The sequence below is a fragment of the Bdellovibrio sp. BCCA genome (genome assembly GCF_037996825.1).
GTDB lineage: Bacteria > Bdellovibrionota > Bdellovibrionia > Bdellovibrionales > Bdellovibrionaceae > Bdellovibrio.
The window spans coordinates 2,674,152-2,694,818 of sequence record NZ_JBBNAC010000001.1 but is presented as its reverse complement, the minus strand read 5'-3'; the positions used below and the strand labels follow the sequence as shown (position 1 = coordinate 2,694,818).

The 20,667-nt window shown below is 44.5% G+C and carries 20 protein-coding genes; 6 read left to right on the top strand and 14 right to left on the bottom strand.

From position 1 onward, the window contains the following. Positions 1-54: 54 nt before the first annotated feature. Genes pdeM through AAAA78_RS13065 form a run of 5 tightly spaced genes read right to left on the bottom strand, consistent with a single transcriptional unit; the run spans position 55 to position 6,128 of the window. On the bottom strand, positions 55-702 hold the full coding sequence (gene pdeM / locus AAAA78_RS13085) for a ligase-associated DNA damage response endonuclease PdeM (RefSeq protein WP_340592497.1): 648 nt from the start codon (positions 700-702) through the stop codon (positions 55-57). Beyond that, the gene (locus AAAA78_RS13080) at positions 671-3,112 is read right to left on the bottom strand and encodes a ligase-associated DNA damage response DEXH box helicase (protein WP_340592496.1); all 2,442 of its coding nucleotides are present in this window, start codon (positions 3,110-3,112) and stop codon (positions 671-673) included. Before AAAA78_RS13080 ends, pdeM begins: the two co-directional genes overlap by 32 nt. Next, positions 3,105-4,730, bottom strand: coding sequence for an ATP-dependent DNA ligase (locus tag AAAA78_RS13075; RefSeq protein ID WP_340592495.1), 1,626 nt, complete (start codon positions 4,728-4,730; stop codon positions 3,105-3,107). The genes AAAA78_RS13080 and AAAA78_RS13075 overlap by 8 nt, the downstream gene beginning before the upstream one ends. After that, positions 4,727-5,719, bottom strand: a complete 993-nt coding sequence (locus tag AAAA78_RS13070) for a ligase-associated DNA damage response exonuclease (protein WP_340592494.1) — start codon at positions 5,717-5,719, stop codon at positions 4,727-4,729. The genes AAAA78_RS13075 and AAAA78_RS13070 overlap by 4 nt, the downstream gene beginning before the upstream one ends. Positions 5,720-5,732: 13 nt before the next feature. Next, the gene (locus tag AAAA78_RS13065; protein ID WP_295901960.1) at positions 5,733-6,128 is read right to left on the bottom strand and encodes a four-helix bundle copper-binding protein; all 396 of its coding nucleotides are present in this window, start codon (positions 6,126-6,128) and stop codon (positions 5,733-5,735) included. 166 nt (positions 6,129-6,294) lie between these two features. Here AAAA78_RS13065 and AAAA78_RS13060 point away from each other — a divergent pair, with 166 nt between their 5' ends. Continuing rightward, positions 6,295-6,477, top strand: coding sequence for a hypothetical protein (locus AAAA78_RS13060; protein WP_295901957.1), 183 nt, complete (start codon positions 6,295-6,297; stop codon positions 6,475-6,477). A 49-nt stretch (positions 6,478-6,526) separates the two neighbouring features. On the opposite strand, the gene AAAA78_RS13055 is transcribed toward AAAA78_RS13060, so the two are convergent. Continuing rightward, positions 6,527-7,024, bottom strand: a complete 498-nt coding sequence (locus AAAA78_RS13055; RefSeq protein WP_340592491.1) for a fascin domain-containing protein — start codon at positions 7,022-7,024, stop codon at positions 6,527-6,529. 149 nt (positions 7,025-7,173) lie between these two features. On the opposite strand from AAAA78_RS13055, the gene AAAA78_RS13050 reads away from it, so the two are divergent. Next, positions 7,174-7,668, top strand: coding sequence for a hypothetical protein (locus tag AAAA78_RS13050; RefSeq protein ID WP_340592490.1), 495 nt, complete (start codon positions 7,174-7,176; stop codon positions 7,666-7,668). A gap of 36 nt (positions 7,669-7,704) precedes the next feature. Here the strand turns inward: AAAA78_RS13050 and AAAA78_RS13045 are convergent, their stop codons facing one another. Further along, a complete protein-coding gene (locus AAAA78_RS13045; RefSeq protein WP_340592488.1) occupies positions 7,705-8,229 on the bottom strand; it encodes a DUF2231 domain-containing protein in 525 nt (174 codons plus the stop codon). A gap of 144 nt (positions 8,230-8,373) precedes the next feature. Here AAAA78_RS13045 and AAAA78_RS13040 point away from each other — a divergent pair, with 144 nt between their 5' ends. After that, positions 8,374-8,673 carry a hypothetical protein gene (locus AAAA78_RS13040; RefSeq protein ID WP_340592486.1) on the top strand — a complete coding sequence of 100 codons (300 nt, stop codon included), beginning with the start codon at positions 8,374-8,376 and terminating at the stop codon, positions 8,671-8,673. Here the strand turns inward: AAAA78_RS13040 and AAAA78_RS13035 are convergent. The 5 genes from AAAA78_RS13035 to AAAA78_RS13015 all read right to left on the bottom strand — a co-directional run bounded on the left by AAAA78_RS13035 (position 8,670) and on the right by AAAA78_RS13015 (position 13,851). Further along, positions 8,670-9,767, bottom strand: a complete 1,098-nt coding sequence (locus tag AAAA78_RS13035; RefSeq protein ID WP_340592484.1) for a hypothetical protein — start codon at positions 9,765-9,767, stop codon at positions 8,670-8,672. The two genes, AAAA78_RS13040 and AAAA78_RS13035, sit on opposite strands and share 4 nt — an antisense overlap. Next, positions 9,764-10,831, bottom strand: a complete 1,068-nt coding sequence (locus tag AAAA78_RS13030) for a TOMM precursor leader peptide-binding protein (RefSeq protein WP_340592482.1) — start codon at positions 10,829-10,831, stop codon at positions 9,764-9,766. Before AAAA78_RS13030 ends, AAAA78_RS13035 begins: the two co-directional genes overlap by 4 nt. Continuing rightward, complete coding sequence (locus AAAA78_RS13025) at positions 10,828-12,063, bottom strand: MFS transporter (protein WP_340592480.1); 1,236 nt, start codon at positions 12,061-12,063, stop codon at positions 10,828-10,830. Before AAAA78_RS13025 ends, AAAA78_RS13030 begins: the two co-directional genes overlap by 4 nt. Before the next feature lie 47 nt (positions 12,064-12,110). Next, positions 12,111-12,236 (bottom strand): hypothetical protein, encoded by a 126-nt coding sequence (locus tag AAAA78_RS13020; protein WP_340592479.1) that lies wholly within the window; start codon positions 12,234-12,236, stop codon positions 12,111-12,113. Between the two features lie 406 nt (positions 12,237-12,642). Beyond that, positions 12,643-13,851, bottom strand: a complete 1,209-nt coding sequence (locus AAAA78_RS13015; protein ID WP_340592477.1) for a hypothetical protein — start codon at positions 13,849-13,851, stop codon at positions 12,643-12,645. A gap of 228 nt (positions 13,852-14,079) precedes the next feature. On the opposite strand from AAAA78_RS13015, the gene AAAA78_RS13010 reads away from it, so the two are divergent. Next, positions 14,080-14,769 (top strand): hemerythrin domain-containing protein, encoded by a 690-nt coding sequence (locus AAAA78_RS13010; RefSeq protein WP_340592476.1) that lies wholly within the window; start codon positions 14,080-14,082, stop codon positions 14,767-14,769. 15 nt (positions 14,770-14,784) lie between these two features. Here the strand turns inward: AAAA78_RS13010 and AAAA78_RS13005 are convergent, their stop codons facing one another. Both AAAA78_RS13005 and AAAA78_RS13000 read right to left on the bottom strand, forming a co-directional pair. After that, the gene (locus AAAA78_RS13005) at positions 14,785-18,033 is read right to left on the bottom strand and encodes a kelch repeat-containing protein (protein WP_340592475.1); all 3,249 of its coding nucleotides are present in this window, start codon (positions 18,031-18,033) and stop codon (positions 14,785-14,787) included. 156 nt (positions 18,034-18,189) lie between these two features. Beyond that, complete coding sequence (locus AAAA78_RS13000) at positions 18,190-18,585, bottom strand: hypothetical protein (protein WP_340592474.1); 396 nt, start codon at positions 18,583-18,585, stop codon at positions 18,190-18,192. A 240-nt stretch (positions 18,586-18,825) separates the two neighbouring features. Here AAAA78_RS13000 and AAAA78_RS12995 point away from each other — a divergent pair, with 240 nt between their 5' ends. Together AAAA78_RS12995 and AAAA78_RS12990 are read left to right on the top strand one after the other, a co-directional pair. After that, the gene (locus AAAA78_RS12995; protein WP_340592473.1) at positions 18,826-19,497 is read left to right on the top strand and encodes an ArsR/SmtB family transcription factor; all 672 of its coding nucleotides are present in this window, start codon (positions 18,826-18,828) and stop codon (positions 19,495-19,497) included. Further along, positions 19,497-20,651 carry a cytochrome c biogenesis protein CcdA gene (locus AAAA78_RS12990; protein WP_340592471.1) on the top strand — a complete coding sequence of 385 codons (1,155 nt, stop codon included), beginning with the start codon at positions 19,497-19,499 and terminating at the stop codon, positions 20,649-20,651. Before AAAA78_RS12995 ends, AAAA78_RS12990 begins: the two co-directional genes overlap by 1 nt. The last annotated feature ends 16 nt before the right edge of the window (positions 20,652-20,667 follow it).

Genomic DNA, 20,667 nt, shown 5'->3' with positions numbered 1-20,667 from the left:
TTCGCAGGAAAAGCATTGGAACTGTTTTTCCAACATGACTTGGTAATTTGAAGATTATTTTTGGACCTCAAAGACGTCAGAATCGGACACTGCAAAAATGCGACTTCCGGCGCGAGGTCTTACGGTGTAACCGCCTGTCAAACTACCAAAGGCCGGCACTGTCAGACATTTCCTCTCTAAAACAAAGCAGGGCAGTTTTAATCGCAAGGGACCTTCGTGAAGGAGGACCTGGGGATGTGTGTGGCCTTGTATCTGAAAAAGATGGGAGCGGGGATTCTTATGACCATGAGTCATTAAAAACGGTCCCATTTCAATTTCCTCTTCGACCAAATGAAAGGGCAGGCCTCTTAAAATTTCGTGAGCTCCATATTCATGGTTCCCCAAAAGCAGAGTCCAGTGCACGTGTTCGTGAACTGCGAAAAATTCGCGAAAATCCCGGACAACCACTTCGCTAAGACTGAATTTGTTGTGAATCCAATCTCCAAGAACTACGACATTTTCAATGTGATATTTCTGTATCAAATAACTGATGCGCTCTAAGTCCACACGGTGACTTCCCGAAGGAAGAGGAACTCCGGCGGCTTGATAGCTTTCGGCTTTTCCTAAATGTACGTCGGAAATTCCTAAGAGATGTTCTGCCTGCCAAAAGAAGGCTTTTTCAGGCAAAAGCTCAATGTCTTCGTTCGCGACCGTGATCTTCATTTTTCTTTTCCCAAGTTTTTTTAAGTCTTGCGATTTTAGCTTCCAGACTCTCGTTGGAAAGATTTCCGACAGCGATATTTTCCACCACTAAAGGAAATGAAAGCGGTGAGGGCGTTTCCAAATCGACCCAACGCACTTTCATTTTGCGCAGACGTTGTAAAGTCTTGCGCATGCGTCCGCTTTCCAAAGAATTGGCAAGGACCTCGTCAAAACTTTGGCGAATCAATAAATTATTCGGCTCGTGTTTTTTAAAAACTTCATAAAGAAGGGAAGAGCTTATCTGCATTTGACGACCTGTTTTCGGAGACCCCGGATATCCCGTAAAAACAAGACCCGCAATTTTGGCAATCTCGCGAAACTGACGCTGGCTTAGCTGACCGATCTGTAAGGACTGACCGATCTCTTCAACCAAATTGTCATCCGAAAAAAAATCGTCATCAAAAAGTTTTTCAAAGTCATAATCCACAGGTCCGGTGATTTCAAAACCATAGTCGTTAACGGCAAACGAAAATGTCGTCGGTGCTCTTCGCGCAAATCGGTAACCCCAAAGCTGGGCAAGCCCTTCATGCACCGAGCGTCCTTCAAATGGATACACAAAAATATGATCTCCTTCTTTGGAATTCCATTTCTCAATAAGAAGGATGTCAGCTCCAGGTAAAACCGAAACTTCTTTTTGCGTACCTAAAAGAGGCGACAGAAGCCGGTCTAAGCCCGGGTGTTTTTCAGTCAAAACTTCACGGAATGCTTGCCCCAACGTTTCAGAAATCGGAAATCGTCCGCCATCCCAAGAGGGAACTACGTTCGTAACAGCCTTGCTAGAGCGTACATAGGCGGTCATGTCCTTTAAAAGAACAAACTCCAATTTTTTTCCCGCAAATTGAAACACGTCGCCTTTTTTAAGTTTGGAAATGAAACTTTCTTCCACGGAGCCGATGCGATTTCGATTGGTATAAGAAACTTGAACGGATTCCCGTGAGACAATCGTTCCAATACTCATGCGATGCATTTGAGCGATCTTAGGGGAGGCCGGCCGATATTTTCCTTCTTCTTCATCATAAATAAGTTTGTGAAATTGAGGATAAGCTTGCAGAGTTTCGCCGCCGCGGGTGAGAAACTGCCGACACCAGTTCAATTCTTCTTGGCTAATATCAGAAAATGAATAAGTTTCCTTTAAAGAAAGCCAGAGTTCATCCAGACGCAGTCCGGGCCCGCAGGCGAGTGTCATCATATGTTGTAAAAGGACATCCATCGGTTTCTTTAACGGTCGGCGAGGCTCAATATGTTTTTCTTTGAGAGCTTTTTTGACGGCTTCAAGTTCCAAAATTTCCCAGGAGTTTGTCGGAACAAACAAGAGTCGGCTTTTTCCTCCAGGACGATGTGCTGAGCGTCCAGCTCTTTGGATCATTCGCGCCACCATTTTGGGACTGCCGATTTGAACGACGCGCTCAACAGGCTGAAAATCAACTCCTAGATCCAATGAAGAGGTCGCGACCACCCATTTCAAAGATCCATTTTTTACGCCTTCTTCAACGGCCTCGCGTTCTTCGCGGTCTAATGAGCTGTGATGAAGCGCCATAACCGGAGCCAGGTGCGGCGCCATTTCTAACATCACCTCAAACCATCTTTCCGCTTGGGACCGGGTGTTTGTAAAAATAAGAGTTGAGATTTCTGGATCAAGTTCTTCAATGAGTTGTTCTTTTAAGGCAAACCCAAGATGTCCTGCCCAGGGAAAACGATCAATTTTTTGAGGTAAAAGACAATCTAATACTAAGTTCCGGTCAGAGCTTCCTGATATTACTCGCGGTTCTTGCGAGCGGCCGACTGCGACCTTCGCTGCTTCTTCAATATTTCCAACGGAGGCCGACAAAGCCCACGTCTGTAAATCAGGATTTAAAGAACGTAAATAGGAAAGGGAAAGCTCACAAAGACTTCCTCTTTTGCTGGCCATCAACTCATGCCACTCATCTAAGATGACGACTTGAAGATTTTTGAAAATCTCATCGGCTTCATGTTGAGAAATTAAAACGGCGAGAGATTCCGGGGTCGTGAGTAAAAGATCCGCTGGTGAAAACAGTTGGCGTTTCTTTTGCGAGAAAGAAGTGTCCCCGGTTCGAGTGTCAATTTTAAGTGGCCATTTCTCTTGCAAAATAGGTTCGTAAATGGCGGTGGCTAGGTCGCGAGTTAATGCTCTTAAGGGTGTCAGATATAATATCTTTAAACCTTTCGAGGGACGGGCTAAAAGTTTTGCAAATGGACCCATCACAGCCGCATACGTTTTTCCGGCTCCGGTGGGAATGTGTAAGAGTCCGGATTCACCATCGAGATATGACTTCCAAGACTCTTCTTGAAAGGGAAAAGCCTTCCAGCCACGACGATGAAAAAAAGCATGAATGGGTTTAAGTTCATTCATCTTTTCTGACTCCGTTTAAAAGTTCACTTGCGGTTTCTAGAGTATCGGCATCTTCAGGCTTTTTATCTTTACGCCAGCGTAAAATTCGCGGAAAGCGAACGGCGATTCCCGATTTATGCCGTGTTGAGGGGCTGATTCCTTCGAAACCAATTTCAAAAACGTGCAAAGGCTCTACGGCTCGCACCGGACCAAATTTTTCTTTCGTATGACGGCGAATCCAAGCATCCAACTCGTCAATTTCAGTTTGGTTTAATCCTGAATACGCTTTGGCGAAGGGAATTAGCTCTCTGTTTTCATTCCATAAAGCAAAAGTGTAATCGGTATAAAGATTCGACCGTCTGCCCGTGCCGGATTGGGCATACAGCAAGACAGCATCCAGTGTCAGTGGATCTACTTTGTGCTTCCACCAATTTCCGGTCTTGCGACCTACTGAATAAACACCATCCCATAGTTTTAACATCAAACCTTCGGCTTCATTTTCACGAGCCGTATGACGGAGTTCTTCAAGTTCCTGCAAAGATTCAACGGAGAGAAGAGAAGAAAAACGCACTTGAGGATGGTCTAACTTTTCTATCAAAGTCTTTAAAATTTCTTTGCGCTCCCGCAGAGATTTTTGACGAATATCTTTGCCTCGATATTCCAAACAATCATAAGCAAAAAAACCTGCAGGGCGCTCGGTCATAACAGCCGCTGAGACCTTCTTTCGTCCCAATCTTTTTTGCAATTCCTGAAAAGGTAAAATGGAACCTTCTTTGTAAACCAAGATTTCACCGTCAATCACTGTTCCATCTGGAAGACGCATGAAAATGGGTGCTAAGTCAGGAAAGCTTTCTGTAATTTGCTCCTCACCACGGGACCAGATCCAAAGTTGTTTTTCGCGGCGAATAACTTGAGCTCGAATGCCATCATATTTCCACTCGATGCACCATTTTTCAGGAATAAAATCTCGCTCGCTGCGCTCATTCCAGGGATGAGCAAGACAAAAGGGATAGGGCTGGCTAAATCCAATTTCCGTCACTTCTTTTGAAACTAAATTTTGAAACGCTTCTTTGCCTGTGCGAATATTCCCAGTCAGGCGGTGTGCAATCTGATCAGTAGGGAGTTCATAGACTTCCGCCACAGCGCGAATCACAAGTTTTTCACTGACGCCAACACGAAAAGCACCAGTGATAAGTTTGTTAAGAATAAAAACTTCCTGGTAAGTCAGGTCTCGCCACCATTCTAAAAGGCGCTCCGCTTGTTCAGCTTCATTTTCTATTTGAGCGAGCGCAGGAATTTCTTCCTCCATCCACAGAGCCAAACTTTTATCTTTAGTCCCAGAGATTTCTCGACATAAGTTTAATGAATGCGCCAACAGACTTAAAGTTTCAGCGGTGTCGCCAACGTGATCATAACTTTCAGCAAACAACCAGGAGGGATAATTTGTCGAAGTCAAAAACAAGTGACTTAATGTACGTGAAGTCAGAACGCGTTTACTCAAGCGTCCTGTTAATAGTAGTATCGTCCACATGGAGTCTTCCGGATCGGTCACTGCGAAATACTTTTTAAGAGCGTCCACTTTTTCATTAGTAGAGGTGGTGGAATCCAGTTCATCAAAAAGTTTTGCAAACGTTTTCATGAAGCTTCCTCTTGGGCTTCATATTCGGTCGTGAAAAGACGAACGGTTTTTCCTTTGTCTGTTAAATATCGTTGCAAGACATCCGTCCTTCCGTGGGTGAGAAAGACCGTTGCAGCTTCTGTTGCTTGAATGGTTTGATTGAGTTCGTTCCAATCTGCGTGATCTGACAAAGCGAAGCCTTTTTCATATCCTTTGCGGCGGCGAGTTCCGCGAACCTGCATCCAGCCAGATGCAAAAGCCGTTTGCGGTTCTTTAAAACGCTTCATCCACGGAGAGCGGTGGGCCGAAGGAGGTGCCAGGATCAACTCTCCTTTGAAAGGAAAATTTTTTTCGTGATCAAAAATAGAACGTGTTTCTGCCATGACCACTCCGGCGTCTTTATAGACTTTCGTGATTGCTTCCATGGCACCGTGAATGTAAATCGGCCGATCTGTCAGATTTTTAAGCTCGGCCAAAACACGTTGAGCTTTGCCAAGAGCGTAACAAAATAAAAGAGAAGGCCGGGTTTGATCTTCTTGCCACCAATCAAAGATTTTCTGTGCAGTCACTTCTCCGGCATCCCACTTGTAAACCGGTAGTGCAAAAGTGGCTTCGGAAATAAAACTGTCGCAGGGGACAACCTCAAAGGCATCGCACGTGGGATCCGGTGTTCTTTTGTAATCGCCGGAAGCCACCCAGATTTTATTTTTATACTCGATACGAACTTGCGCTGAGCCGAGAATATGTCCCGCTGGGTGAAAACTGACCCAGGTGTTTCCGATTTTAAATTTTTCATTCCATTTCTTTTCGACAATCGGCAGAGCCTCTCCTAAACGGAGACGTAAAAGAGGAGCACACTTTTCTGTGGAGTAATAAGTGTCACATCCCCAATGAGCGTGATCTGAATGAGCATGAGTGATCACCGCATGGCGCACAGGGCGCCAAGGGTCGATAAAAAAATCACCAGGTTCGCAATAAAGACCTTCCTCGGTGGCGCGAATAAGATCCATTTTTTATCCCGGCTTAATGTGAATGTGATGCCATTTTTCTGCAGCTCTCCGCACATTCACGGCAGATTTCAATGCACTCTTTCATCATATAATCGCCGCCATCAATTCTTTCGCAGTCATCTGCGCAGGCGTCACAGACTTTGGCGCACACCGCGCAGGTGTCTTCGTGAAATTCCGACTCTGCAAGCATAAATCTTACTGAGGTTTCGCAAATCGCCGCACAGATAGAAAGAAGATTGATATGTTCTGCCCCTGCATGTTCACCACCTAGATGCAGGCAATGAGGAATCAGGCGAGTGCACACTTGAAAACATTCGGCACAATTGGCAATACACTCTTCCATTCCTGCATGGCTTTTAAAGAATTCGGATGTTTGGCTATCTGATCTAAAGGATGATGTTCTTTCCATAGAAGCCTCCCGTTTTTCTTCTTTCATGCTGAGCCGACAATATGAAAGAGGACAGTTTTATTTTAACACCAGTCCGCCAACGGTCTGGTGTGGACGCACAAAACTTTTAAAAGAGGTGGGTTCGTAAGAGTTTCGGATTTAAACTTGAAACAGTAAGGAGGATTTTATGGCTACTCAAAAAGGTGATAAGGAAAGTTGGTCGCGCAAATTGGGCGATAAAATCGAGAAAGTCGGAGACAAGGTTTCCAATAAGGCTCCAAAGACCGGAAGAGTTATCCACGACGCCGGAGACAAAATTGAACACTGGAGCGATAAAAAAGACAAACCTGGCAATCCTGGATCGATCTAAATTTAAAATTAAAAGCGGCAAGATCTCTTAAGGTCTTGCCGCTCTTCTATTAGCGGATGCCACAGACCAAGGTGAACTTTTCCCAATTTCCAATTTTTGTGGCGTCAGTATGAATTACATCGGTGATACGACCACCACCGCCGACAGCCGTCACGTAATTTCCTGTAGCTGTTTGAATGGCATAGACATCACCACCAAGAGGGATAAAAGTAAATTTCTCCCACGCTTGTAGTTGAGTGGCGTCGGAATGAATGACGTCGGTGATGCGCCCGCCGCCACCCACGGCGGTGAGATAGTGACCGTTGTAAGTTTTAATGCCGTAGTGAATCGGTGTACCTTCACAGGAATCTTCCAAAATAAATTTTTCCCAACTGCGAAGCCTTGTGGCATCGGTATGAATCACATCAGTAATACGTCCTCCACCTCCAACGGCGGTGACATAATTTCCGGTGTAAGTTTTTATCGCACACTTAATCGGCCCATTGCACGCATAGGCACCTGAAGTAAAACCAACCATTGAAAATAAAGCAGTTAACAAAATCATCATTTTCATAAAAATCTCCTTGGGCTTAAAGATTCCAAAACTCCCGCCGACTTTGAAGATGTAAAAACACAACATCTGCAATTCATCGTCACGGATTGACTCGAAAACTTTTCGGACCAGAATGGCTGAAATATTTTTTGGAAAGGAATTTTATGAAGTCTTTATTTTTAGCTGCAGTCGTAGCTCTAAGCGCTCCAGTTTTTGCCAATGCCGCCAGTATTGTCAAATTTGAAACTATGTACGGCGTTGACGGCCCTTTTGTGGGAGGAACACAAATCCGTAATGTGTTGGGCGATGAACTGCCTTGGGTGATTAAAAGTGCCAAAGGTTCATTGTCTACCGACGGTATGCTTGACATCAAAGTGAGAGGTTTGGTTTTTAGTAATGATGAAATAGTTCCGCCAGATAAGCGCGGCATTAATGATGAGAAAGAGTTTCGCGGTTTAGTAAGCTGTTTATCAGAAACTCACGACGGTAAAGTGACAACTGTCAATGTAGTAACAAAGGGATTTCCAGCGACGACAGGCGGAAATTCCCGCATCCGAGCAAAGATCAAACTTCCTAAGGCGTGTGTGGCTCCGATCATATTTGTCTTGGCCGGATCTGAAAACAAATGGTTCTCAGTCACTGGTTTTGAAGCGGAATAAGAAAAAAGAGCGGGTGTTTAACCCGCTCTTTCTAAATCAATGAAATATAACGGGGGGTTCTTCATGAGGACGTTTACGTTCGTAGCGTTCTTGAATTTCTTCTTGCTCCGCGCTCATTAAAACGCCGACTTTATGAACACCAATCATCTTCCATCCATAAAATCCCGCTCCTAAAAGAGTCAAAGAGCCAATTCCTGTTAAGATCAATGTCACTCCCAAATTCACCGGAGGCTCGTTCCAAGTCCCACTGATCATCGAAGCATTCACCGCAAACAAAGCGAGTGTAATAAGATTCAGTGACATGTGAATTAAGCCATCTGTTTTTGCCTCGGTTTTATTCGGAATACCCAGAGCCCAGTCAATGAATCCAGGAATTGCTGCTAAAACAGCCAATCCTACCGCAGCCATATTCGAAAAATATCCGAGCTTAAACCAAAAAATATCAGCACTCGTATAATAGTAAACGGCAAAAGCAATAAAAGTGACGAGGTAAAGTGTGATGGGAAATGCGACCAACATAGGATGGATCGGATGTCCTTTAATGGAAGCCTTGCTATACATAAATCCTCCTTTGAATCGTTTTTATTATAATAAGTGAGTCGCAGATTAAAACAGGGCCAGTGCGAAATTGCATCCGCTAGGGGAATAGGCCATAATTGTTCATGTGTCTTTTATGGTCGAAGGTCTTTGGAGGCGGGAGCTCTTATGTTTTCAAAAAGCAGCGTTGTGGTGATAATTTTTGTGGCCCTGTCATTTGTAGGATGTGGTCTTAAGGTCATTAATCCTAATGATAAAAACCCCAACGAAGGCACCTTGGCCCTGGACACCTCCAACGGCGTAAAACTAGTTGCGACATACACATGCAAAGTGGAGTCGATGGGAAATCGTTACTCTGCCATGGCAAAAAGCGAAGAGGAGGCTCGCAAGGAAGTTCTTTATAAATGTAAAAGCAACACCTTGATTTCTTCCTGCGATCCCCAAAAAGTGAAGTGTGTAAAAAACTAAAAAATAAATTCCAGCCGATCGGACACGGCGCTTTTGTTTAAATTTATAAAAGCGGAAGGTGTCAAAAAACTGATATCAAGGCCCCGCTGCAAACCTTTGTGACAGCCGCCAGCGGGACTTGAGATTTCAAAGTCGCCAAAGGCTTTCATCTGACTGACTAATTCCGGTTTCATTTTAATTGTAAATGGGGAAAGGCGCCACTCTTGGCCTTTCTTATCATGATAAAGAGCTTTTCCAACTTCGAGCTCTAAAAGATCTCCATTCCAGGAACCCATGCGAACGTCTTCGATATGTAGCGAACTTTCAATGGCAGGAGCTTCAACCTTTGCATGCATTTTGACGATCAAACAGCGTTGACGAATTAAAGGATGATATTCATGACTGACGGCCCGGGAATTTCCGCTTTTAGCAGTCAGTAAATTTGTCTTTCCAGTCAGGCCGTTATAAAGAACCACGTCTTTACCAGAAACACCCCAATCATCAAACGGCGTGTGTCCAAGCATCGTCTCATCGCCAGGAGAGTCCATCACAGAGAAGTTCGTCAAAGAGGATTTTTTTAATTTCAATCTGGTCGTGTGATCGTCAGACTCGTGACGGTGACCGAGTCCTTCATGCAGAAGAAAGCCAAAGGCCGAAGGGCTTAAAGTCAAAGTGTTGACATCCAAAGCGGTTTGCAAAAGAGGTTTTTTAAAATAAGAAAAGTGTTCGTTCAAAAGCTTAACAAAATCCGCTTCATTGAACTGCGCGAGAGGCGCAACGAAATAAAAACCTTGGTTGCCGGGAATTTCGATATAAATACTTTCTTTGTATTGTTGAAGTCTTTTGGCCGTCTTCACCGCGCGCAGATCCGCGCGTAAGGTGACACGATAGTTAGAAAGACCTTGCCGTTTTATTAAACGCAAAGCTGCTTTTAGAACAGCTTGCAACTGAAGCTGTCTTGTTTCATTGAATTGACGTGTCAAGGACCCATGGCTGACATTGGGTCCCTCTTTGTGCCAGAATCCCGCCGTTGAATAAACTCTTTGATAAATTTTTTTTCCAGCGGAGAAGCGGACGTCGATTTCAAATCTTTGGTGTTCGCGTTGTATTTTCATAAAGAATCACTTTGGCAGTGCCAGCAGTGCGCGTCGCGATGATAGGAGTGATGACGCCATTCCAACGTCAACGCATTGACGGAGATTTCAGTATCAAGACTGCGCAACTCGCCAAGGCCCGTGAAGTATTTAATCACTTCCAAGCTTCCTACAGTAGAAACCAAGGCATTCAAAGGTCCAAAGGACGGCGCCTGATAACGGTCATCAAAAAGATTTTGAATTTCTGCGCTAGAGTGATCTTTGGTTTTGTCTTCAGAAGTTTGACTTTTAAAGCACTGATAGCACGAAGTCTTTCCTGGCACAGTCATCGGGCCTACGACGCCTTCTCCATCACGATATCCGATATTGAGATATGGAATTTGCAACGCCTGGCAGGCCTCGTCCACCCAATCATGAATTTTTTCAGGGCGATCCGCCGAGAGAATAACGAAGTCCATGCCCTTTAAAACTTTTTTAAGTTCTTTGGCAGAGGTTACTTTCATCTCGACAGGACGAACTTTTGTTTGAGTATTTTTCTTTTGTAAAGCCTTTGCAGCGACTTCTGTTTTAAGTTTTCCCAGATCTTTTTCGTCAAATAAAACCTGGCGGGTCAGATTAGTTAACTCAACACGGTCAAAATCAATAATACGGATTTCTTTAAATCCCGCACCAATCAAATTAAGTCCTACCCAATTACCAATACCGCCAGCACCGATCAAAGCCACTTTCTTTTGAGATAAAATTTTCTGCGCTTCAAGACCATTTAAATCGCCAAGTTGATAGAATAAAGAATGACGGTCATAGCGTTCATATTTTTTGGGACGCTTAGGAACTTCGACGAGGAGCTTTGCCGTTTTAAGTCCTTCAAGAACTTCTTGAGTTTTAGCATCACTCCAGGAGAAATTCTTTTTTGCGGCATTTGCCGTTTTTGCTTGAAGGAAAAACTTAAGAACCTCCATCGCCTCAGAATCCACCTGAACTTTTTTTGAAAGGTGGTCTGAAAAACCAACATTCAAAACATAAGAATTTTTCTTTGTACGTTGAACATCTTGAATACCTAAATAGCGGGGAACTTGATATTTCATAAAATAACTCTCTTTTTTCTTTGATTAATGAAAGATCCAACAACGATAAGAACAACCAACCCAACGGAAATAAATCCGAAGTATTTAAAAAGGGGAACCAGTGAGGGCACACTTTGCTGAGCTGGCACAAGTTGCCCGATGACATAGAGAGCTCCCACCATTCCCAGCCTTGAAATCAAACTCAAACTGCTCAAGATGGAGGCGCGGGAACTTGAATCGATATTTTCATTCATACGCACACCCAAAGACGTTCGAGCAATAGACAACGTTCCTTGAAGAAGACAGAAAACAATCACGGCAAATAGCCATGGGCTTTCTAAACCCAGCAGGCAGTAGAGAGCCGAAAATACAGCAAATAAAACAATCGTGATTTTTGGCGAACGAAGAAAAGATTTTGCCGAATACTTCGCATAGACGGCACCAAACAGAGCGGACGTGGCGCAATAAGCAGCAAAGATCAAACCCTGCTTTTCAGTTCCAAGCTGTGCATTTAGACTTTGAAAGTAAGGTTGCCAGTAGTGAAGCAAAGGCTGCACTGTGAACTGAATTAAAATATTCGCAATAAAAAAGGGCATCAAAGCCGGATGCAAGAGTCCTTGAGTGAAAGTGGCTTTAAGGTGCTTCTTAATATTTTTAAACCAAGGAACGTATTCGGAAGAACCGGCGTGAGTTTTCAATGTTTCAGGAATGGACCATAAAAGAGCGCCCATAAAAATATAAGAGCCAATAGCAGCTAAATAGGGAAGAGCTAAACCTAAGTGACCGAGGAATCCTCCGAGAAGACCAAAAACCAAAACAGTGACGCTATTTAAAGACTGATTAGAGTGAAAAAATCTGTCGATTTCTCCCGGAGTCTCTTCAAGCTTTGCCTCATCAATGGCGAAAGCCTCGAAGGCACCTGACCAAAAACAAAGGGAAAGGGCCGTGAGAATTTCAGCGATAACGAAGAAGTTAAATCCCTCGCCCCAGTAGTAAAGAGCAAAGCCAAGAACTGCAAACAGACTTGAGGCAAGAAGACTTTTTTTATGTCCCATGCTGTCCGCCAAAACTCCCGTAGGAACTTCGCCTAAAAGTACCGTCATTGCTTGAATAGATTTAAGAAATGCGATTTGTGAAAGACTCAAACCCGCATGAAGAAGATAAGTAACAGAGGTCGCACCAACAAACATGCGGCCTCCTTCAAAAAGAGCATCAATCGTGAGCATTTGATTAAAGCGTGAAACGTATTTCATAAAAGATCCTTAAAATAAAAAGGGGCGCAATGTGCGCCCCCTTAAAATTAGTTGCGTACGCGAATCGCGTTACGAACTCTGATGGCATTGCGAACTTTGATAGCGTTACGTACTTTGATCGCATTGCGTTTTGTCGTCTTTTTAGTAGCTGTCGCTTTTACTTTGATAAGCATTTTCTGCTCCTTCTGCCCGAGGGCGGTTTGTTGTGCCTGTCCGAAAGAGCAATGGCAGTGCCGCCGATTTTTGAACGTCAGATGCGTTTAAAATCGATTTGGCAGGATTTTGTCCTGATTTTGATAAGGCAGTCTAGGAAAGAGGATTCGAGGGCTCTCTTAAAGAGCCCCCGTTGAAATGGCAGAGATCGGAAATTAATGCGCGATCAAACTGCAATCTATTTTAGCAGTCATATTAGCTGAAGAAAGCTTACTGCTTACAAGAGCAACGACGATTCCGGCGAATGGCGATACTAAGCGCTGTCCAACTTGTTGTTGAAAGGCCTCCGTGATCTATGGCGACTCCGCCAGATTGGTGCAAGTTCTTTCCGGTGCGACACGCAGCTTAAGTCAGCACTCTCACGGTTTAGAATACGATCTGGCGTTGTTCCAACATCTGAAGGCCCTTCATGATCATTTTCATTTGATCACTGAAGACCGTTGAAGGCGCATCGCTTAAGTTGTGGGCTTTGCAAGAAGCGAGACCCATAGCTGATTTTAATTTGCTGCATTTCACGACGGTCTGACAGTCGACATTATTGCAGGCAACGGCAGGACCGGAATAGAAACTCAGCGTAGGATTTTTTTGAAAGGCCCCACTGTCGATGGCCCGAGAACAAGCATCACGAAGTTTGCTGTTCTTATCTGATGGACACATCCAATCTTTAACCACTGTGAGAACGTCTTTGCGGGAAGACTGCGCCGTCAATGGTGTCACGGAAGGAACTAAGAAAGTGTAGTGAATCAAAGCCGCCGGGATTTTATCAGTATTTGTAGAGAAAACTTTGTAAAAGCCCAGTCCTTTTCCAAAGCGCCCAACGGCTCCGTCATAAGGAACGTTTGCAGGTTTTAGACGAAGGCATTCTCTGTTGCCGCATTTGATGTTTTCTCGAACAATGCTGCTTGTAGAGCCAATGCGAGAAAGATTGTCTGGATAAAGACCCGCATCGTGGAAATACCATTTTCCATCGGACATAAGCTCCTGGAAGTCATCCGACGTGAAAGCTCCAAAAGTAGGACGATTCCAAATTCTAGCGGCTGCCGGAGCCATGACCCATCCCGAACTGCAGGAGTGAAATACAGCAATGGCATTGGGAGCCAGGAATTTTTTAATTTCCGCAAACTCAGGATCATCAGAAGAAAGTCGCGCAGATCCTTTTAATTCCATACCAACCCGAGGATTCGAGTGTGCAAAAAATTGCAAAGAGGATACCGGCGCCTGAAGGCGACCAAATAATGCCAAAAGACTTTCTTTGTTCAGTTTTTCACCGTCAGATTTTTTGAGATAAAAACCCGCCTTAGTAAGCAGAGCACCTTCATCAGAAACAGAATCAGTAACAGCACTAATGACAATTCTTTGTCTTTGCGAGAAGCGGTCCTTGGAGACTTGAGCGGCTAAGACAGCGGATTTTAAAAACAAGTCCCCTTGCTCGTTGCCGTCTCCGGCTACGAAAACATCCGTTGGGACACCAGCACGCAACTGAGCGGGATCTGTAGCCACCAAAAAGGCGTGGCTGGTTTTAGACAATGCAATTCCTGAAAGGATCAAGGCAGATAAAAATATCTTTAACTTCATAACTCATTTCCCGTTTATTTAGATGGCTATACAGAAATGTGTTGAAGGTTTAAAGGACTTCTCAGAAATTTGAAAAAAAACACTCATAGTTTCGGGTGATATTTTACTTAAAAACATTCGATAAAAATAAACGAACACAATGTCATCTGTTTCGTCGGCCGTTTGTATTTTGTTGTATTCAAGATTGAAAGTTAAAGAGCTTTCCTCCTTAAAGTACATTGGTCTTCTATGCAAAAAGAACGACGCGAATTCTTTAAGTCAACGGCTGCTTTGGGAGTGGGGCTCCTTGCTTTTACTCCCGGTGTGGCGGCGTGGGCGAAAGAAGAAAAAGAGAAAAATGTCACTGCTGTTGAAGACCTTATGCGTGAGCACGGGGCTCTGAACAGAATTCTATTAATTTATGATGAGGTCAGCCTGCGCCTTGATAAGAAGAAAGAATTCGATCCCGAGCAGTTAAAAAAATCAGCGACGATCATTCAGAATTTTATTCAAGGCTATCATGAAAAGTTGGAAGAGGATTTTGTGTTTCCACGGCTTATGAAGGCAAATCAACTCACGGATCTAGTTCCGGTACTAAAATCGCAACATGAAGCCGGAAGAACCCTGACGTCGTCGATTCTTTCTTATGCAAACACAAAGTCTCTAAAGAATAATGACGAAAGAGATAAATTAAAAACGGCAATGCAGTCATTTGTGAGAATGTATCGCGCTCATGAATCTAGAGAAGACACGGTTCTTTTTCCTGCTTTTAAGAATGTCGTTGGTGATAAGGAATACCATCAACTTGGCGAAAAGTTTGAAGAGCGGGAGCACCAGCTCTTTGGCAAAAATGGATTTGAAAATATCGTCGGTCAGATTGAAGACGTTGAGAAAGATTTAGGAATTTACGACTTAAAACAGTACAGTCCTCGTCTGTAGTCTTCGTATATAAACTTAGGGATCGAAAACCTGCTCCCAGAAAGGAATCGTTCCAAGAGTAGGGCTTTGGCCGCCGTACACCATTAAGTGTCCATTCTTTAAAAGAGTCGCTGTGTGACCGACGCGAGCATCCTTTAAGGGTTGTGCGAGAGTCCACTGGTTTGTCAGGTAGTTATAAATCCGAACTCCGCTGCCAGCCTCAAAAATACTCGAGGCTGTGCCGCCAGTAAGAACGACTTCTCCGGAAGGAAGAAGATTGATGGCGGATAAAGAAAGAGGAGTATCTAAGGGAGCGCCTGCAGACCAGGTATTCGTTGTTGAATCATAAATCTCCATGCTGGCAACGGTTTGACCATCCAGAACAGAAATACCGCCGACAACAAGAACTTTTCCGTTCGGAAGCAGGAGGGCCGCGTGAAAAGCGCGTTGAACACTCATGGAAGCAACCGCCGTCCAGGAGTCCGTTGCCGGATGATAAGTGCTATTTCCAAAAGCGCCGACAAATAAATAATCTCCGTTTTTCAAAGGTACCACAACATCATAAAGCCCATTAGGTCGATCCGCAGAAGCCTGACAAGTTCCCGCATTGGGATCACAGATCTCATTCTTTGTTGAGATGTCCGTGCTTCCAACTCCACCAGAGAGTAAAACTTTTCCTCCCGGTATTTCAATAGCTGCATGAACGGCGCGCGCGGTTAAAATTGGCATCGTAGTGATGGTGTTTGTGCTTGGATCAAAGATGTCGGCTGTTTGATTAAAGTCAAGACCTGCGCCTCCTCCGGAACCGGCAGCGATAAAGACTTTTCCCGAAGACAGAAGAGTTGCAGTGTGATTTTGGCGAGCGACGGAAAGATTCGGCCCCGCAGTCCATTGATTTGTGGAAGGATTATAAATCGCCGTGCTCGATATAGGTTTAACACCATCACTTCCGCCAGCAACGAGAACTCTGCCGTCTTTAAGCAATGTCGAAGTATGATTCGTTCTCCCTTTAAGAAGATCAGGCGCTTGCCACTGAGGAGGTGAGGTCTCTTGGCCGTAGGACTCGGCGGTGATAATAGATTTCATTGGATCTGCGCCGCCAAGAACAAGAATTCTATCTGGTAACGTGAAGAGAGAAAATCCGCCGCGTCCCGTGTTTAGGAACCGGCTTGCTTTGCTCCAACTATTTGCAACGGGGTCATAAATTTCAGAGCTTGAAGTAGCAAAGAGGTTTGTGACCTGTCCGCCTATCACCAAAATTTTTCCGTCGGGCAAAGTTGCTGCACCCGCAGAGTTGCGTCCCATGGACATAGCGGGACCGGGCTGCCATGTGTTTGACGCGATATCATAGATTTCAACAGAATTTAAAAAACCACCTGTGTTGGTTCCACCACCGGCGACAAGAATCTTTCCACCGATGGCAGCCGCAATATGTCCCATTCGGCCCGTTGTTAACGAAGCTCCCGAGGTCCATGTGTTTGAGGCGACATCATAAATCTGCACGGCTTGCGAATAAACCGGAGTAGCTAATCCTCCGATGACGAAAACTTTTCCTTGGCCGCCAGAGACCATTGTTGCTGAAGGATAAAAACAAGGAACCGGCATCGTGCCACCTGAACTCCAGGTGTTTGTACTTGGATCATAGACTTCAGCTTCACCTATTAAAACGGAGCCGGCGAAATCTCCTGTTCCGCCGATCACAAGGACTTTTCCATTCGGTAAGAGTGTGGCTACGTGTCCGGATCGAGGATGAGTTAATGAGGGCCCTGCACTCCAACTATCGGAATCTGGATCATAAAGAACAGTGGTACCCAAGATGTTTGCGTCATCTTGACCTCCGACGACAAGCACTTTGCCATTAGGTAAAGTAGTGGCTGTGCTTCGAGCGCGCGAAGCAGGAATGGGGGCGGCTGCCTTCCAATTGCCAGTTGCCGGATCGAAAATATCGGACGAAGTAGGATAAGTCAGAGTGGGCTCTGTTGAAACGCCTCCGCTGATGAAGACTTTGCCATTATTCAACAGGGCAGCGGCGGGAATAAATCGGCTTGCCGACATATTGCCTTCAGATTTCCAAATGAACGTGGAGATATTCAGTCTCTCTGGAGTATTTGCCGGGAAAAGGTACGTTGTTTCCGAAAGGCCGCCAAGAACCACCAAATAGTTTCCCGCGATATTCGCCGTATGAAGATAACGAGGACCACTTTGCAGGTCCGCAAATGTCTGCCATTGATTTGTGGATGGATCGTAAATCACAGTGTCTTTAAAGACCGTCGATGTCGTACTGCCGCCGATGACAAAAACTCTGTCGCCGACCAGAGTTGCCGTATGAGATTTGCGTGCGACGGCGAGAGCCGCACCATTTGAAAATGTTCCTGAAGGACCTGAAGACGGATCGTAGATAGTCGTGTCACTTAAGATGACTCCTGCATCATCAACGCCGCCAATGATGACGACCTTTCCTTCCGGCAGAAGAGTCGCTGTGTGATCTTTTCTAGATTTTGTTAACGACGGACCCGCCGCCCATGAGTTTGCTGAAGGGTTGTAGAGAGCGGTGGTTAAAAGGCCCGAAGTGTTTCGTCCACCGACGACAAAGACTTTACCGTTCTTCAGTAAAATCGCACTGTGATATCCTCGATTCGTCGTCATGCTTGCAGCCGCAGTCCATGTGTTGGTTGCAGGATTATAAATTTCAGCGGTGCTAAGATAATTTGAAATTCCAAGGGCCAGAGAATTTTCAGTTCTTCCGCCGATGACCATAACACGTCCATCGGAAAGAAGGGTTGCGCTATGATAACAACGACCTGTAACCAAAGAAGCCGCCGCGCTCCAGGTGTTTGAGGTGGGATCATAAAGAGCCGCAGTATTCAGGCAAGTCGTTGAGACACTGTTATTAATGGCGCCACCGACGATCAACACTTTTCCGTCTTGAAGTGCAGTAGCCGTGTGATTAAGTCTTTCCTGCGGAAGAGAAGCCGCTTGCGACCAGGATCCTGTTTCAGGATCATAAATCTCTGCAGAAGATAAAGCGACCGTGGAGTTTGTCGCATTGAGAGCGCCACCGGCTAAAAGAATTTTTCCGTTTTGCAAAGTCGTTGCTGTATTTAACACGCGCACTGTTTGCGGATATTGGGCTCGAATAAGTTTTGAAGAGTTAAGAGTGTTATCAAGGCTCGGAGATTCAAGAAGATCTGTCGGATTCATTGAATCGATAGCCAGGTCCAAAGAGCAGCCGCTCAGGAGTGGTGAGATCAATAAAAAGAAAGCCCAAAGGACAGTTCGGCGCACGTTCCTCATATATATGGGATAACTTATCGGATCTTTTGGCCTCCTTTTTTAGAGATCTGAATGAGTTTCAATTTTATGTGTTCCATGTTCGAGAATTCTCAAAGTGAGACGGTCCATTGCAGGGAGTCTTGCTCCTCCCTGCATTTAAGAGACGTATTAGAAATTGCTTTCGTCAGCGCACATGATGGCGATAAAGCGACGGCCATCAACAAAAGTACCAGGTACTTCTTCTGGATAGGGTTTCAAGTCACCATTTGTTACGTGAATTTGAAGCTCTGGAGAGACATCGGCTCTTTTAAGGTCCACTTTTTTTCCAGTTTGAGTTTCAGTTAAAGACACCTGACCACTTTTGGAAACAGAAACAGTATAAAGTTCGTCTTTAGAAGATTGGCCCAATTTGATTTTCTCAACATTGCCAAGCATAACAGATTCACCTTTAAATAGATGTCCAATACCGGCAGTGTAGTGAGCAGCACACGCTTGCGCTGCGAAGCTTTGTGTAGATGCAAGAGTTGTCAAAAGTCCTGCAATAAGAAGTACAGATTTTTTCATAGGGTCTCCTTTTCGTTTTAGTTATTCATTGAGTACGTTTTGCGGATGCAAAGCATGTTCCTGAGCGAGCGTTGCTTTAAATGATCTAGAGCTTGTTTAGTGTAAAGTTCGTAGTCGGCAAGGCGTTTTACGGTTTGATCACGAAAGAAAGTTTCACAATAAGCATTTGAAAATACCCGTATTTTTCTGGTTATCTCGGGCATCTTGACTATTCAAGTAATCTATTGAATACTTGAATATATGAAAGAAACCAGCAAACAAGAAATTCGCAGTGGAGTTTACGAAACAATCAGTCAGATTGTTTCAGCATTTGCTTCTCCCGCGCGTTTAAAAATCATCCAAATTTTGGCGCAAGCTGAATGCAGTGTTGAGGAATTAGCACAAGAAACGAGAGAATCCGTTGCCAATGTTTCTCAGCATCTTCAGCGTTTGGCGCGTATGAAAATCGTCAGATGTGAGCGACGGGGACTGAGTCGTATTTATAAAATTCAAAATCCAATGGTTTTGCAATTGTGGGAAGGGTTTCAAGATCTGGCCCACGAAGTCGACGAAGATCTGAACCATAAAGAAGATATTCTTATCGATTCTTCTTTGGTGGCAGAGGAAACTCCGGATGAAGTTCTTAAGCTTGTTTCTAAGGGAAAGGCGACTTTACTGGATGTGCGAACTTCGAAAGAGATTTCGATGACAAAAGTTCCGGGGGCTATTGCCGTTCCGATGGAAGATCTTGCTGGTTCTGCAAATTATAAATCTTTGGGCTTGGTGAAATCGAAGCCAGTGTACGTGTACTGTCGCGGTCGTTACTGTGGGAAGGCTTCAAATGCTGTAAAGCACCTGCGTAAGCATGGATATGAGGCTTATCGTCTCAGAGAGAGTCCATTTCAATTGCAACTCATTCAGGGAGACAAATAATGACATTTACCTGGTTAGGTCTGTTTGCGGCGGGCCTTGGAACATTTATTTCTCCATGTGTTCTTCCTATGGTTCCTATCGTCGCAGCAAACTACATTATGGCGGACGGTTCCTCGCGCTTTTCCCGCGTGCGCGCGACGTTATTGTTTTCATTGGGATTCTTATTCACGTTCACACTTATGGGAATGAGTCTGCCATTCGTAACTGATTTTTTAGGAGAGTCGAAAGTTTACCTTTTGATGATCTCAGGAATCATCGTTTTGCTTTATGGTTTAAAGATGTCAGGAATGATGCCAAAGAAAAGCGGAGACTCGAAAGTATTCGCGTGGATGACTCGCTCGGCGTATTTACCTGACTTTAAAAAATATTTCCCGAAATCACTTCATGGATTTATTTTCGGCGCAACCTTTGGTTTAGCGTGGACACCTTGTGTAGGCCCGATTCTGGGTGGAGTCCTTGCCTATATTGCAACCAAAGATAGATCGCTTCAAGAAAGTGCTCTGATGATGCTAACCTTTGGTGCGGGAGTTGTTGCACCTTTCATTGGATTGGCTTTCGGTGGTGAGTTTGTTTCTGAAAAATTAAAGCTTCTAAGAAAACATCTTCCAAAAATCGAAGAGGCGACAGGATATGGCTTGATGATTCTTGGTGTTTTTATTTTGACACAAAGTAATTTGCCTGCGGTTTTCGATAAAGAACAAGGGGTGACGGAAATAGAGTTTGTCACAACAGCCGGAGAAAAAGTGACTTTGAATGATTCAAAACTGGCACCGCACAAGCTTTTATTCTTTCACACGGACACTTGTCCTGTTTGCCACGCGATGGAGGCTTATTTGCCTTCAGTGGAAAAAGACTGCAATTCATCTACGTTCCAAGTTGTACGTGTGAATGTCAGTAAGTCCGAGAACCAAAAAATTGCGGATGTATTCAATGTGCGAGCTGTACCAACAATCAGTCTGATTTCGCCGGATGGAAAAGAGCTGGGGCATTCAGTGGGCTATCAAAGTGAAGCAAAGTTAAGACAAGGCATCGACATGATTCCGCGTTCGTCATGCATGCATAAAGAAAAACTTGAAACGCCTCATCCGGTTCTGCCGAACCATTTTAAAGACGGCGAGAGCTGCGGTGATCACGGAAATGGACTTACTTGTTAGAAATCTTTAAAGCTAG